Source organism: Polynucleobacter sp. AP-Titi-500A-B4 (genome assembly GCF_018688095.1).
Taxonomy (GTDB): Bacteria; Pseudomonadota; Gammaproteobacteria; order Burkholderiales; family Burkholderiaceae; genus Polynucleobacter.
On record NZ_CP061311.1, the window covers coordinates 1,735,746 to 1,747,920 of the forward strand.

Genomic DNA, 12,175 nt, shown 5'->3' on the forward strand with positions numbered 1-12,175 from the left:
GCTAACTGTTTTTACTTAAATTTCTTCTGCGGGTGCGACATCTACCTTAGCGGCTTTACCAGGTAATTTGGGAGCCTCAAAATTCAGCTGGACTTTTCCGTCTTCATCGATATCCACATCCACATGACCGCCTTGCGCCAGCTTGCCAAAAAGCAACTCGTCGGCCAGCGCCTTCCGAACAGTGTCCTGAATAATGCGCTGCATCGGACGAGCACCCATCAATGGATCAAAACCATGCTTAGCTAAGTGTGCCCGCAATGCAGTACTGAAGGTGGCATCCACTTTCTTCTCATGCAACTGCTCTTCTAGCTGCATTAAGAACTTGTCAACGACACGCATGATGATAGTTTCATCAAGGGCTTTGAAGGAAACGATAGCATCCAAGCGATTGCGGAACTCAGGCGTGAAGAACTTCTTAATATCAGCCATCTCATCACCAGACTCACGCGCATTGGTAAAGCCAATAGTCGACTTCTGCATTGCTTCAGCACCAGCATTCGTAGTCATGATGATGATCACATTACGGAAGTCAGTCTTGCGACCGTTGTTATCTGTCAAAGTACCGTGATCCATCACCTGCAAGAGAATGTTGAAAATATCTGGGTGAGCTTTTTCAATCTCGTCGAGTAATAGTACGCAATGGGGTTTCTTATTCACAGCTTCCGTTAATAATCCACCCTGGTCAAAACCAACATAGCCTGGAGGCGCGCCAATCAAACGACTTACCGCATGACGCTCCATGTATTCAGACATATCAAAGCGCAAAAGCTCAATGCCCAGGATATAGGCGAGTTGTTTCGCTACTTCAGTCTTACCAACGCCAGTTGGGCCCGAGAACAAGAATGAACCAATTGGGCGATCGATCTTGCCAAGACCAGCACGCGTCATCTTAATGGCGCTGGCCAAAGCCTCAATGGCAGGATCTTGACCAAATACCACGCTCTTAATATCGCGATCCAAAGTTTGCAACTTGCTGCGATCATCCACAGTAACTGATTGTGGCGGTATGCGCGCAATCTTGGCTACGATCTCTTCGATCTCAGGGCGACCAATCGTTTTCTTCTGCTTAGACTTTGGCAAGATGCGTTGCGCGGCCCCCGCTTCATCAATTACGTCGATTGCTTTATCTGGCAAATGGCGATCATTGATATACCGAGCAGAAAGTTCGGCCGCGGCTACTAATGCACCAGCAGCATATTTAACGCTATGGTGTTCTTCGAAGCGAGATTTAAGGCCGCGCAAAATTTGCACAGTTTGATCAACCGTTGGCTCAACCACATCAACCTTCTGGAAGCGGCGCGATAAAGCAGCGTCTTTTTCAAAGATGCCACGGTACTCGGTAAAGGTAGTAGCGCCGATACATTTGAGTTGGCCATTAGATAAAGCAGGCTTCAATAAATTGCTTGCGTCCAATGTTCCGCCAGATGCAGCGCCAGCACCAATCAAGGTATGAATCTCGTCAATAAACAACACGCCATGCGCATGATCTTTTAATGACTTGAGTACGCTCTTAAGGCGTTGCTCAAAATCACCACGGTATTTAGTGCCGGCCAGTAGCGCGCCCATATCCAAGGAATACACCGTTGCATTGGCTAGGATGTCAGGAACATCCCCTTTAACGATTCTCCAAGCCAGACCTTCGGCGATGGCGGTCTTACCAACACCAGCTTCGCCCACCAAGAGTGGATTGTTCTTGCGACGACGGCAGAGCACTTGAATCACCCGCTCCACTTCACTTTCACGACCGATCAAGGGATCGATCTTGCCTTGGCGAGCCAAAGCATTAAGGTTCTGTGTGTATTGATCTAATGGACTCTCTTTGCCGGAAGAAGCTGCTTCTTCAGTTTCTTGAGTAGTGTCAGCAGGTTTAACGTGCTCAGTTTGATCTTTACGAACACCATGACTGATGAAGTTCACCACATCTAAACGGGTAACACCTTGTTGCTGTAAGAAGTAAACAGCGTGTGAATCTTTTTCACCAAAGATCGCTACCAACACATTGGCGCCAGTCACTTCTTTCTTACCATTAGACGTCGATTGCACGTGCATGATCGCACGTTGAATTACTCGCTGAAATCCTAAAGTTGGCTGTGTATCCACTTCATCATTGCCAGGGACCACTGGGGTGTTGTCATTGATAAAGTTTTTCAGTTGCGCACGCAACTCTGCGATATTGACCGCACAGGCCTTGAGCACCTCAACCGCAGTAGCATTGTCAAGCAAGGCCGCTAACAAATGTTCTACAGTAATGAACTCATGTCTTGATGCCCGTGCGTCAACAAACGCCATGTGCAAACTTACTTCTAGTTCTTGGGCAATCATACTTCCTCCATAGTGCACTGTAGTGGGTGACCCGCTTCACGGGATAATTCAATAACTTGATGCACTTTGGTAGCAGCAACGTCGCGGGTAAAAATTCCGCAAACACCTTTGCCAACCAAATGGACCTGCAACATGATGCGCGTTGCTGTTTCGTGGTCCTTATTAAAATACTCCTGAATGACCATCACTACAAATTCCATTGGTGTGTAATCGTCATTCAGTAATAAAACTTTATACATGGATGGAGCCTTAACTTGCTCGACCTGTTTTTCGAGAAGAAGGGTGTCCTCAATGTATGGATTGGCGGGAACGCCAGTAGTAGGGTTTTTGGGTGTGCGGCTCATGAGAAACATTCTAAACACAGATATCTAAACTTGATTTAACCAGGGTCTTGTTGCGAAAAACCCTCATAAAACCCTTGTTTAACCCATATTGGGGCATTTTTCGAGAAAAAAAGGGGTAATTTCTAGGGGGTATCCACATATAACTCCTTGACACCCCTACAAAAAGGGCAAACAATCGGGGGGTAGGCTTCAAAAGAGGTTCTATTTAGGCGTGTTGTGGATTGAGACTGATTAAAAAGTATTTACCCTCATCACGGTTGTTTTAAGTTTATGTAATGGAGTTCGCATGGCGACCGGAATTGTTAAGTGGTTCAATGATGCAAAAGGTTTTGGCTTTATCAAACCTGATGATGGTGAAGAAGAGTTGTTCGCGCATTTCAGCGCAATTACTATGCCTGGGTTTAAAACACTCAAGGAAAACCAAAAGGTAACGTTTGACATTACCCAAGGCCCTAAAGGCAAGCAAGCTACCAATATCCAAGCGGCTTAATAGTCCTTAGATCATTATGGAAAACCCAGGATTCGTTCCTGGGTTTTTTTTCGCCTGCAATTTAGCTCACTTAAAATCTCTTACATGCATACAAACAAAAAACTGACTCAGAAGCTTTTCGCGATCGCCTTATTGATTGGTCCCATTATGGCTTGGGCACAGCTCAATGTTGGACTGCCAACCATTGAACTCAAAACAGGCATTTACCGCATCCAAGCTGAATTGGCAGACACGCCGAAAGCAAGAGAGGTGGGGCTAATGAATCGCACCAGCATGCCTACAAATTCTGGAATGCTCTTTCTCTTTGAACAAAAGGCGGGGCATTGTTTCTGGATGAACAACACCAAGATTCCACTGTCCATTGCATTCATTGCAGATGACGGCAAGATTGTGAATATAGAAGAGATGCAAGCTGAGACAACCAACAATCATTGCCCGAAAGCAGCAGTACGCTATGCCCTTGAGATGAATAGGCAATGGTTCTCAGATAGGGTGATCGGGCCGGGCTCAGTGATTACGGGATTGCCAAGGCGGTAATCACCTTAGCCTAGTTCTTCAATATGAACTGGGCAGCTGCTTTAACAAACTCTGGCTCTTTTTGATTGAAGCCGTGATAAGACCTTGATGCACAAACATCGCCCTCACTAACGCCACCATCCATTGCAACAAATTGCGAGATAGATTGCTTGGGACGGCTATCGATGATTCTCTCAGAGGTAACAAAAGGTGTATTCGCACATCCATCTTCCACATGATGAATTGCCAGCACCGGCACTTTGACATCTGAATCCACCGTTGCAGATCGATAAGTACCTGCAACGATAAGCCCAGCGATCAGCTTTTCTTTTTCCTTACCGCCATTAACAAATTCCGTAACGCTCACAGTCCCCATACTGTGGCCAAATATCCATACTGGCAAATTGAACTTTTCTTTGTAGTAATTCACGACATTCAAAATTCTTTGTTGATGATCTCTGATGGACCTTGAATTTCGTAAGCCAGCTCCCAAGTCATACGGGGTATCCACCAATACAGAATCGATTCCATACTGAGCCCAGAGATCCTTGGATCTTACAAAAGTATGGCCATTAGTAGTTGAGCCATCATTCTGTAAATTTAAGACGCCGCCGCCACCAGGAAACAGCAATACAACTGCCTTGGCATTCTTAACTGGGGTCAATAATGTTCTTGTCGGAGCATCGTCCTTGTAGGGCACATCAAAAACCTGGGAATGCACGGCGGAGGAAATCAGCATTCCGATTGCAGCAATTAAATAAATGATCTTCATGCATGGATTCTTACATGCAGAAAAATAAAAAACCACCCGAAGGTGGTCTTTTAGTGGAAACATTTCCCAGTTATTCAAAGTGGCAGACATAGTGCACTGGTTGCTCAGCGCGAATAATGAAATAACCGCCCTTTTCCACTTCCCAGCTTTGACCGGCATTGAACTCTTGCTCAGGGGCGCCGTTGATACTAACAAAAGCATTGCCGTCAACTACTTCCATGATCTCTTTAGTACTGAGATCAAAACGTAAGGTGCTTGGCAATACTACGCCAACGGACTTGCGTATACCGTTAGGTAAGGTCACTGTGTGTGATACACACTTACCGTCAAAATACACATTGGCTTTTTTACCTACTGACACTTGATCAAATTGCATCTGAGTTCTTTCTATTTCGTTTAGTTCTAATAGCTTCTGATTATTTCTGTGTGCGCTTACGCTTTGCGATTTCAGCAATGCGCATACGCAAGGCATTGAGTTTAATAAAGCCGCCGGCATCCGCTTGGTTGTAGGCGCCACCATCATCATCAAAGGTGGCAATATTTTGATCAAACAAAGTATTGGCAGAATCACGTGAAATCACGGATACAGAACCCTTGTAGAGCTTGAGGCGAACTACGCCATTGACCATCTGTTGGGTGTGATCAATCAAGGTTTGTAAGGCTAGACGCTCAGGGGACCACCATAAGCCGTTATAAATCAAGCTGGCGTAGCGTGGCATCAAATCATCTTTCAAGTGAGCTACTTCGCGATCAAGAGTAATACTCTCAATGCCACGATGTGCCTTCAAAAGAATAGTGCCGCCGGGAGTCTCGTAGCAACCACGGCTCTTCATACCAACAAAACGGTTCTCTACCAAGTCAAGGCGGCCAATGCCATGCATGCCACCAACCCGATTGAGTTCAGCCAATAGCTCATGCGGTTTGTACGCTTTACCATTAATCGCTACTGGATCACCAGCTTTAAATTCAATTTCAATAATTTCTGGAGCGTCTGGAGCTTTCTCTGGAGAAACTGTCCAACGCCACATAGACTCTTCAGCCTCTGCATTTGGGTTCTCGAGGTGACGGCCCTCATAGCTGATGTGCAATAAGTTTGCATCCATAGAATAGGGTGAGCCGCCTTGCTTATGCTTCATCTCAACAGGGATGCCGTGCTTTTCAGCATAAGCCATCAACTTCTCACGTGAGAGGAGATCCCATTCGCGCCATGGCGCAATGACCTTGATGCCTGGCTCAAGCGCGTAGTAACCCAACTCAAAGCGAACTTGGTCGTTACCTTTGCCAGTTGCGCCGTGGGATACAGAGTCAGCCCCCGTTAGGCGAGCGATTTCAATTTGACGTTTTGCGATCAATGGACGCGCAATGGAAGTACCCAATAAATATTCGCCTTCGTAAATCGTATTGGCGCGGAACATAGGGAATACAAAGTCGCGTACAAACTCTTCACGCAAGTCATCAATAAAAATATTCTCTGGCTTGATGCCAAACTGCAAAGCCTTGGCACGCGCTGGTTCCAGCTCTTCACCCTGGCCTAGGTCAGCCGTAAAAGTAACGATCTCACAACCATAGGTATCTTGAAGCCACTTCAAGATCACGCTAGTGTCGAGTCCACCGGAATAGGCTAGTACAGCTTTTTTAATATCGGACATGATTTCTTATTCAATCAAAATTAATTAAAACGAATTGCAAATAATTTAATCCAAACGGCCGCAGAGCAAATACTCCATCAGGGCTTTTTGCACGTGCAAACGATTTTCCGCCTCTTCCCACACAATACTTTGCGGACCATCAATGACACCTGCAGAAACTTCTTCACCACGGTGCGCTGGCAAGCAATGCATAAACAAAGCATCTGGCTTTGCTAAAGACATTAACTCTTCATCAACCATCCAGTCCTGGAAAGCATTCATACGAGAGTTATTTTCAGCCTCATAGCCCATGCTAGTCCATACATCAGTGCTTACTAGGTCGGCACCTTTACAAGCATCTTTTGGATCAGCGCAAACAGTTAAATGTTTCGCGGCATTCTTTGTTAAACGCGCAGGATCTAACTGATAGCCCTCGGGCGCAGAAAAGCGCAACTGGAAATCCAAACACTCAGCTGCCTGTATCCAGGTGTAGGCCATGTTGTTGGCATCACCAACCCAAGCAACGGTTTTTCCTTGAATTGGTCCGCGGGCTTCCACGAAAGTAAAGATGTCCGCCAACACTTGGCAAGGATGATATTCATTGGTTAGGCCATTAATCACCGGCACGCGAGAGTTCGCGGCAAAACGCTCAATGATCTCCTGACCAAAGGTACGAATCATGATGATGTCGGTCATCCGTGAAATCACCTGTGCGGCGTCCTCTACAGGCTCGCCACGACCTAACTGAGTATCGCGGGTGTTTAGGTATACAGCGTGACCACCAAGCTGATGAATACCCGCTTCGAATGACAGGCGAGTACGTGTGGAATGCTTTTCAAAAATCATAGCTAAGGTACGGTCATGCAAAGGATGCCAAGTCTCATAACTCTTGAACTTTGACTTTAGCCATGCCGATCTTTTGAGTAGATAGTCATACTCTTCACGAGTGAGGTCAGAAAACTGCAGGTAGTGCCTTACCTGACCAGGCACTTGAGGCTTTGCCAGAGATGTCATAGTTGAGCTTTCTACTAAAGTTTTGGCTTGCATTTTTTTCTTAGAACTTTCAACTGCACGAAAATAGAACATAAAGCCATCTTACGACCACCTCAGGCTGTTAAGCTAGAGGGCTTAGCAATACTGATTCTTACGAACTTCTTTACGCCAACTTGAACCACAAAAAGCTTTTCATTCAAGGCATTACCACTTCTGGAAAACCATTTCGGCCCAGTGATTGGGCGGAGCGTCTTTGCGGGGTGATGGCTACTTTTCGCCCTCCAGGAGATTCTGGAGACCCTCGCTTCACTTATTCGCCCTATGTCAGACCAGTGCTTATTGCAAAAGTGAAATGCGTTGTCATCGATACTAGGCTAGGTGACCTCGATCCAAGAGCGCTCGACTTTGTCATGAACTTTGCCAAAGACAATAGCCTACCGATTGAAGAAGCCTGTGAGTTTGAACCCAAACCCCAAACCTAGCCCTAAAAACAAAAACCCGCTCTGATAAGGAGCGGGCTTAGGTCGAAACTTGATTCGACCAGCCTAAAACTATTACTAAATTACGCTGCCATCGCCTTGATAGCTGCAGACAAACGTGACTTTTGACGTGCTGCAGTATTTTTATGAGCAATCTTTTTATCAGCAATCTTATCGATTGTTGATTGAGTTGCTGCGAATACCTTCGCTGCAGCAGCTTTATCACCAGTTTCAATAGCTTTACGAACTGCCTTAACGGAAGTGCGAAGCTTTGAACGCAAGCTAGAATTGTGCTCGTTCTGTTTTACTGCCTGGCGTGCGCGCTTACGCGCTTGTGCTGTATTGGCCATCTTTAAACCTTGCCTCTATAAATTGCAAAATGCGATTAGTTAAAAATCTCGCGGACTTGCTAGATACATAAGCAAGCTCGCCAAAACCCAAGATTTTACCTGAAAGGGGCAAAAAAGCCCAGTCCACCCATAAATAGGTGAAAATCGGCTCATGAACCTGCTTTCTGCCGCTGCCAAGGTTAGCTCCCTGACCATGCTCTCCCGTATTACGGGGCTGCTACGGGAGACCCTGATTGCCCGTAGTTTCGGGGCTTCCGAGTGGACGGATGCCTTTAATGTGGCTTTTAGGCTACCCAATTTGCTCCGCCGTCTTTTTGCCGAAGGGGCCTTTTCTCAGGCTTTTGTACCGATTTTGGGTGAAATTTCCACAAATGAGGATCAAAACAAGGCCAAAACCCTCATTAATGCGGTCGCCACGCTCTTATTTTGGGCTTTACTGCTCACGGTATTGCTTGGAGTCATTGGCGCCCCCTTGCTCATTTTGATCATTGCTACAGGCTTTAGTGGTGGACCAGCCTATGACGCCAGCGTTGTGATGACCCAAATCATGTTCCCCTATATCGGGCTGATTTCAATGGTCTCCCTCTCAGCCGGGATACTAAATACTTATCACCGCTTTGCCATTCCAGCTTTCACGCCCGTCTTACTGAATCTCGCCCTAATCGGTAGCGCTATCTTTTTGGCGCCGCATTTAGAGCAACCAATTTACGCACTTAGCATTGGCGTTCTATTGGGCGGCGTGTTGCAATTAGCCATCCAAATTCCTGCGCTAGCGCGTCTTGGTCTCTTGCCGCGTATAGGTTTACTCCCAGGCGCAATCAAAGCCGCCATCGCCAATCCTGATGCAAGGCGCGTACTCAAATTGATGGGGCCAGCCGTCTTTGCCGTGTCGGTTGCACAAATTTCTTTGATCATTAATACCAATATTGCATCACGTCTACAAGCCGGCAGCGTCTCGTGGCTCTCATATGCTGATCGTTTAATGGAGTTTCCAACGGCACTACTTGGTGTTGCATTAGGCACCGTATTGCTGCCAAGTTTGAGCAAAGCTAATGCTAAGAATGATTTAGTTCATGCTGGTGAATTATTGATTTGGGGATTACAACTGACTTTCTTGCTTGCTGCACCATCGGCCATCGCACTATTTATTTTTGGCGAACCATTGGCTGCAGTCTTATATCACTACGGAAAATTCAATGCGCTCGACGTGTTGATGACGCAACGCGCTTTAGCAGCCTATGGCGTTGGTCTCATTGGATTAATCCTCGTCAAAATTTTGGCGCCTGGATTCTATTCGCGCCAAGACATTCGTACTCCAGTCAAAATCGGCTTGTTTGTTTTAGTGGCAACACAGTTGGCCAACCTAGTATTTGTTCCTTGGTTAGGGCATGCAGGTCTTGCGCTCTCCGTTGGTACCGGCGCCTGCCTTAATGCCGCCCTTTTGTGGGTTGGCCTGCATAAACGGGGCGCCCTTCCAAGCGCAGCCTGGGCAAAGTATTTAGGACAGCTCGTTCTGGCGTTAATTCCCTTTGGGGCAGTACTTTTTTATGCGGCTAATGCACATAACTGGATCGCCCTCCAGGCCGAACCCTGGACCCGTATTGGGCTATTGGCGATGTGGCTAGCTGTTGCGGCCCTGGTTTACTTTAGCGCTCTGGCTTTAGTCGGAATTCGCTGGCAAAAATTCTTGCGTCATGCAAAATAGGATGTATGCCAACACAACAACTCGACTATTTCACTTCATTAGTTACTGAAGACGAGCACTTCCCGTTAACGGAGGCGGCAATCGCAGTAGCACAACATGCCTATCCTGATCTGGATGTGCAAGGCGTGCTCGATCATCTCGACGAGTTGGGTAATAAATTAAAGGCACGCATTACTCCTGATACTTCACCAATTCAGCGCTTGCAAATTCTGAAGCATTTCTTTTACACCGAGCTAGGCTTTGGACCAAACGCAAATGATTTTTATGCGCCTGAAAATTCTTATTTGCACTATGTGCTGGAGAATCGCAGAGGCATTCCGATCTCATTAGCGATTTTGATGATAGAGCTAGGCCAACAAATTGGATTGAAGATTCGCGGCGTTTCATTTCCGAATCACTTCATGATGCGCATTTCATTGCAACAGGGTGAAGTGATTATGGATCCATTGACCGGTGATTCACTTTCAAAGAATCAATTACAAGAAATGCTTGACCCCTACCTTGATGCGAAGGGCTATCGCGGCGAGCTCAGCCTCCCGCTGAATGTCTTCCTGCGGGCCTCTAGCCCAAGAGAAATCTTGTCGCGCTTCTTACGCAACCTCAAAATGATTTACTCCGAACATGAGCGCTGGGAGCGTCTGTTGGGCATTCAGGAACGCTTGGTGATTTTGCTGCCGGACTCGATTGAGGAGATCAGAGATCGCGGTCTGATCTTTGCACAGTTAGAGTATTTACGCCCCGCCCTGGCGGATATGCATCGCTATCTCAGCGAAGCTCCTGAAGCTGAAGACGCAGGCGACATTCGCGAACACATCGCGACTTTGGAAAGCCAAACCAAACTGCATTAAGCAAGATTGATTAGTTTTTCTTACGCTGAAAAATTTTGTAGAGCGCAGCAAGAACGACTGGTATCGCTGCAGCACCAATGCCGATTAGCACAATCACATTTAAGTTTTGACGAATCACAGGAATGTTGCCAAAGAAATATCCTGCGATCACTAGACCAAATACCCAGAGCACTGCTCCAGTGATATTGAAAAACTGAAAGCGTGAGAAATTCATCTCAGATACGCCAGCAATAAACGGGGCAAAGGTTCGGATAATCGGCAAGAAGCGCGCAACAATAATGGTTTTGCCGCCATGCTTCTCATAAAAAGCGTGTGTCTTGAGTAAGGCGCCTTGATCAATCCAGCGTGATTTACTGCTAAATACCTTCTTGCCAATCCAGCGGCCAATAAAGTAGTTCACTGTATTGCCTGCCACTGCCGCAACCAACAAACCAATACACAAAGTCCAAAGATTGAAGTGCTCTGTAGCGCAATAAGCGCCCGCAATGAATAGAAGCGAATCACCTGGCAAAAATGGTGCAACAACAAGACCCGTTTCTGCAAACACTATCGCAAATAGCAACCCGTATGCCCAAGGACCGTATTGTGAAATCACAATATCTAAATGGCGATCAATATGTAGCAATAAATCGCTTAACTGCAAAAGGGTATCAATCAACTTACGCTCCAATGATAGGTTTGATGCGGATATTAACAGGCTCTTATAATGAGGCATGCAAACTGAACCCTACATTCAGCCTATGCAGTCACCAGCAGCAAATCCAATACTATGTATTGTGGGACCTACCGGTGCAGGCAAAACCCATCTCGCCATGTCTTTGGCGGAGTATGCCAAATCGATTGGCCTCACGATTGAACTCATCAGCATGGACTCCGCCCTGGTCTATCGCGGCCTTGATATTGGCAGTGCGAAACCAACTCAAGCAGAACGAGCTGCAGTCATTCATCATCTGATTGATATTCTTGAACCTACTGAGGTGTATTCAGCGGCAAGATTTGCTAACGATGCAAAACGACTCTGCGAAGAAATTCAGAATCGCGGAAATATCCCTGTAGTAGTTGGTGGAACGATGTTGTATTGGAGAGCATGGGCGCACGGTCTCTCTTCCTTGCCAACCGCTAATCCCGAGATACGTGCTCGCCTAGACGAAGAAGGTAAAACTCTAGGCTGGCCTGCCATGCATGCCAAGCTTGCAAAGATAGATCCAGAAAGTGCTGCTCGACTAAAGCCAAATGATTCTCAACGTGTACAACGCGCACTTGAGGTATTTGAAATTACTGGCAAACCGATGTCTGCATTGCTAGCTGATTCACCCAGCGAGGATGGTAGAGAAGGCTCTGCTATTCCTGATTGGATTAAGTTGGTGTCACTAGAACCTAGCGATCGCAAACGTCTACATCAAAATTTAGAAAAGCGTTTTGATGAAATGCTAGTCTCAGGGTTTTTAGATGAAGTCAGGGTACTGCGAAACAATTCTGAATTGCATGCAGATCTACCAGCTATTCGTTCTGTAGGCTATCGACAAGCCTGGGAATATCTCAATGGTGATATTGATGCTGAGCAAATGCGCTACAAAGCATTGGCTGCGACAAGACAACTGGGGAAGCGGCAACTGACTTGGCTTAGAGCCATCGCGGGTAGAAATACTTTTGACCCCTTCAACCCTGAAGAGCTGAAGGCGGCCTTGGATTACTGCAAGAAAAACCTAAAGTAATAAACGAGCAACT

14 protein-coding genes are annotated in these 12,175 nt (G+C 46.5%); 6 read left to right on the forward strand and 8 right to left on the reverse strand.

From position 1 onward, the window contains the following. Window positions 1-15: 15 nt before the first annotated feature. Together clpA and clpS are read right to left on the reverse strand one after the other, a co-directional pair. Complete coding sequence (gene clpA / locus FD968_RS08710; RefSeq protein WP_215365609.1) at window positions 16-2,322, reverse strand: ATP-dependent Clp protease ATP-binding subunit ClpA; 2,307 nt, start codon at window positions 2,320-2,322, stop codon at window positions 16-18. Next, window positions 2,319-2,675, reverse strand: coding sequence for an ATP-dependent Clp protease adapter ClpS (gene clpS / locus FD968_RS08715; protein WP_251367558.1), 357 nt, complete (start codon window positions 2,673-2,675; stop codon window positions 2,319-2,321). Before clpS ends, clpA begins: the two co-directional genes overlap by 4 nt. Window positions 2,676-2,952: 277 nt before the next feature. Here clpS and FD968_RS08720 point away from each other — a divergent pair, with 277 nt between their 5' ends. Together FD968_RS08720 and FD968_RS08725 are read left to right on the forward strand one after the other, a co-directional pair. Beyond that, window positions 2,953-3,156, forward strand: coding sequence for a cold-shock protein (locus FD968_RS08720; protein ID WP_011903586.1), 204 nt, complete (start codon window positions 2,953-2,955; stop codon window positions 3,154-3,156). 84 nt (window positions 3,157-3,240) lie between these two features. Beyond that, window positions 3,241-3,693: a DUF192 domain-containing protein gene (locus FD968_RS08725; protein WP_215365611.1), complete on the forward strand. Its 453-nt coding sequence runs from the start codon at window positions 3,241-3,243 to the stop codon at window positions 3,691-3,693. 10 nt (window positions 3,694-3,703) lie between these two features. On the opposite strand, the gene FD968_RS08730 is transcribed toward FD968_RS08725, so the two are convergent. The 4 genes from FD968_RS08730 to argF all read right to left on the reverse strand — a co-directional run bounded on the left by FD968_RS08730 (window position 3,704) and on the right by argF (window position 7,086). Next, on the reverse strand, window positions 3,704-4,444 hold the full coding sequence (locus FD968_RS08730) for an alpha/beta hydrolase (RefSeq protein ID WP_215365613.1): 741 nt from the start codon (window positions 4,442-4,444) through the stop codon (window positions 3,704-3,706). A gap of 70 nt (window positions 4,445-4,514) precedes the next feature. After that, window positions 4,515-4,820, reverse strand: a complete 306-nt coding sequence (locus FD968_RS08735; RefSeq protein ID WP_215365615.1) for a pyrimidine/purine nucleoside phosphorylase — start codon at window positions 4,818-4,820, stop codon at window positions 4,515-4,517. Window positions 4,821-4,860: 40 nt separating this feature from the next. Then, window positions 4,861-6,093: an argininosuccinate synthase gene (locus FD968_RS08740; RefSeq protein ID WP_215365617.1), complete on the reverse strand. Its 1,233-nt coding sequence runs from the start codon at window positions 6,091-6,093 to the stop codon at window positions 4,861-4,863. 45 nt (window positions 6,094-6,138) lie between these two features. Continuing rightward, complete coding sequence (argF, locus tag FD968_RS08745; RefSeq protein WP_215368127.1) at window positions 6,139-7,086, reverse strand: ornithine carbamoyltransferase; 948 nt, start codon at window positions 7,084-7,086, stop codon at window positions 6,139-6,141. Between the two features lie 152 nt (window positions 7,087-7,238). Here argF and FD968_RS08750 point away from each other — a divergent pair, with 152 nt between their 5' ends. Then, window positions 7,239-7,547, forward strand: coding sequence for a DUF3579 domain-containing protein (locus FD968_RS08750; RefSeq protein ID WP_215365619.1), 309 nt, complete (start codon window positions 7,239-7,241; stop codon window positions 7,545-7,547). Window positions 7,548-7,627: 80 nt separating this feature from the next. Here the strand turns inward: FD968_RS08750 and rpsT are convergent, their stop codons facing one another. Continuing rightward, entirely contained in the window at window positions 7,628-7,894 is a 267-nt protein-coding gene (gene rpsT / locus FD968_RS08755) for a 30S ribosomal protein S20 (protein ID WP_215365621.1), read from the reverse strand. Window positions 7,895-8,045: 151 nt separating this feature from the next. Between rpsT and murJ the strand changes: the two genes are divergently transcribed. Next, a complete protein-coding gene (gene murJ, locus FD968_RS08760) occupies window positions 8,046-9,599 on the forward strand; it encodes a murein biosynthesis integral membrane protein MurJ (RefSeq protein ID WP_215365623.1) in 1,554 nt (517 codons plus the stop codon). Window positions 9,600-9,604: 5 nt separating this feature from the next. Continuing rightward, on the forward strand, window positions 9,605-10,447 hold the full coding sequence (locus FD968_RS08765) for a SirB1 family protein (RefSeq protein WP_215365625.1): 843 nt from the start codon (window positions 9,605-9,607) through the stop codon (window positions 10,445-10,447). A gap of 10 nt (window positions 10,448-10,457) precedes the next feature. Here the strand turns inward: FD968_RS08765 and FD968_RS08770 are convergent, their stop codons facing one another. Then, complete coding sequence (locus tag FD968_RS08770) at window positions 10,458-11,102, reverse strand: VTT domain-containing protein (RefSeq protein WP_215368128.1); 645 nt, start codon at window positions 11,100-11,102, stop codon at window positions 10,458-10,460. A gap of 58 nt (window positions 11,103-11,160) precedes the next feature. On the opposite strand from FD968_RS08770, the gene miaA reads away from it, so the two are divergent. Further along, window positions 11,161-12,162, forward strand: coding sequence for a tRNA (adenosine(37)-N6)-dimethylallyltransferase MiaA (gene miaA / locus FD968_RS08775; protein ID WP_215365627.1), 1,002 nt, complete (start codon window positions 11,161-11,163; stop codon window positions 12,160-12,162). Window positions 12,163-12,175: the final 13 nt, after the last annotated feature.

Excerpts from the sequence above, each read along its gene's own strand:
- FD968_RS08730 (WP_215365613.1), bottom strand. The coding sequence starts at position 4,444 with ATGAAGATCATTTATTTAATTGCTGCAATCGGAATGCTGATTTCCTCC.
- FD968_RS08740 (WP_215365617.1), bottom strand. The coding sequence starts at position 6,093 with ATGTCCGATATTAAAAAAGCTGTACTAGCCTATTCCGGTGGACTCGAC.
- clpA (WP_215365609.1), bottom strand. The coding sequence starts at position 2,322 with ATGATTGCCCAAGAACTAGAAGTAAGTTTGCACATGGCGTTTGTTGAC.
- FD968_RS08725 (WP_215365611.1), top strand. The coding sequence starts at position 3,241 with ATGCATACAAACAAAAAACTGACTCAGAAGCTTTTCGCGATCGCCTTA.
- FD968_RS08765 (WP_215365625.1), top strand. The coding sequence starts at position 9,605 with ATGCCAACACAACAACTCGACTATTTCACTTCATTAGTTACTGAAGAC.
- rpsT (WP_215365621.1), bottom strand. The coding sequence starts at position 7,894 with ATGGCCAATACAGCACAAGCGCGTAAGCGCGCACGCCAGGCAGTAAAA.
- FD968_RS08735 (WP_215365615.1), bottom strand. The coding sequence starts at position 4,820 with ATGCAATTTGATCAAGTGTCAGTAGGTAAAAAAGCCAATGTGTATTTT.
- argF (WP_215368127.1), bottom strand. The coding sequence starts at position 7,086 with ATGACATCTCTGGCAAAGCCTCAAGTGCCTGGTCAGGTAAGGCACTAC.
- miaA (WP_215365627.1), top strand. The coding sequence starts at position 11,161 with ATGCAAACTGAACCCTACATTCAGCCTATGCAGTCACCAGCAGCAAAT.
- clpS (WP_251367558.1), bottom strand. The coding sequence starts at position 2,675 with ATGTTTCTCATGAGCCGCACACCCAAAAACCCTACTACTGGCGTTCCC.
- FD968_RS08720 (WP_011903586.1), top strand. The coding sequence starts at position 2,953 with ATGGCGACCGGAATTGTTAAGTGGTTCAATGATGCAAAAGGTTTTGGC.
- murJ (WP_215365623.1), top strand. The coding sequence starts at position 8,046 with ATGAACCTGCTTTCTGCCGCTGCCAAGGTTAGCTCCCTGACCATGCTC.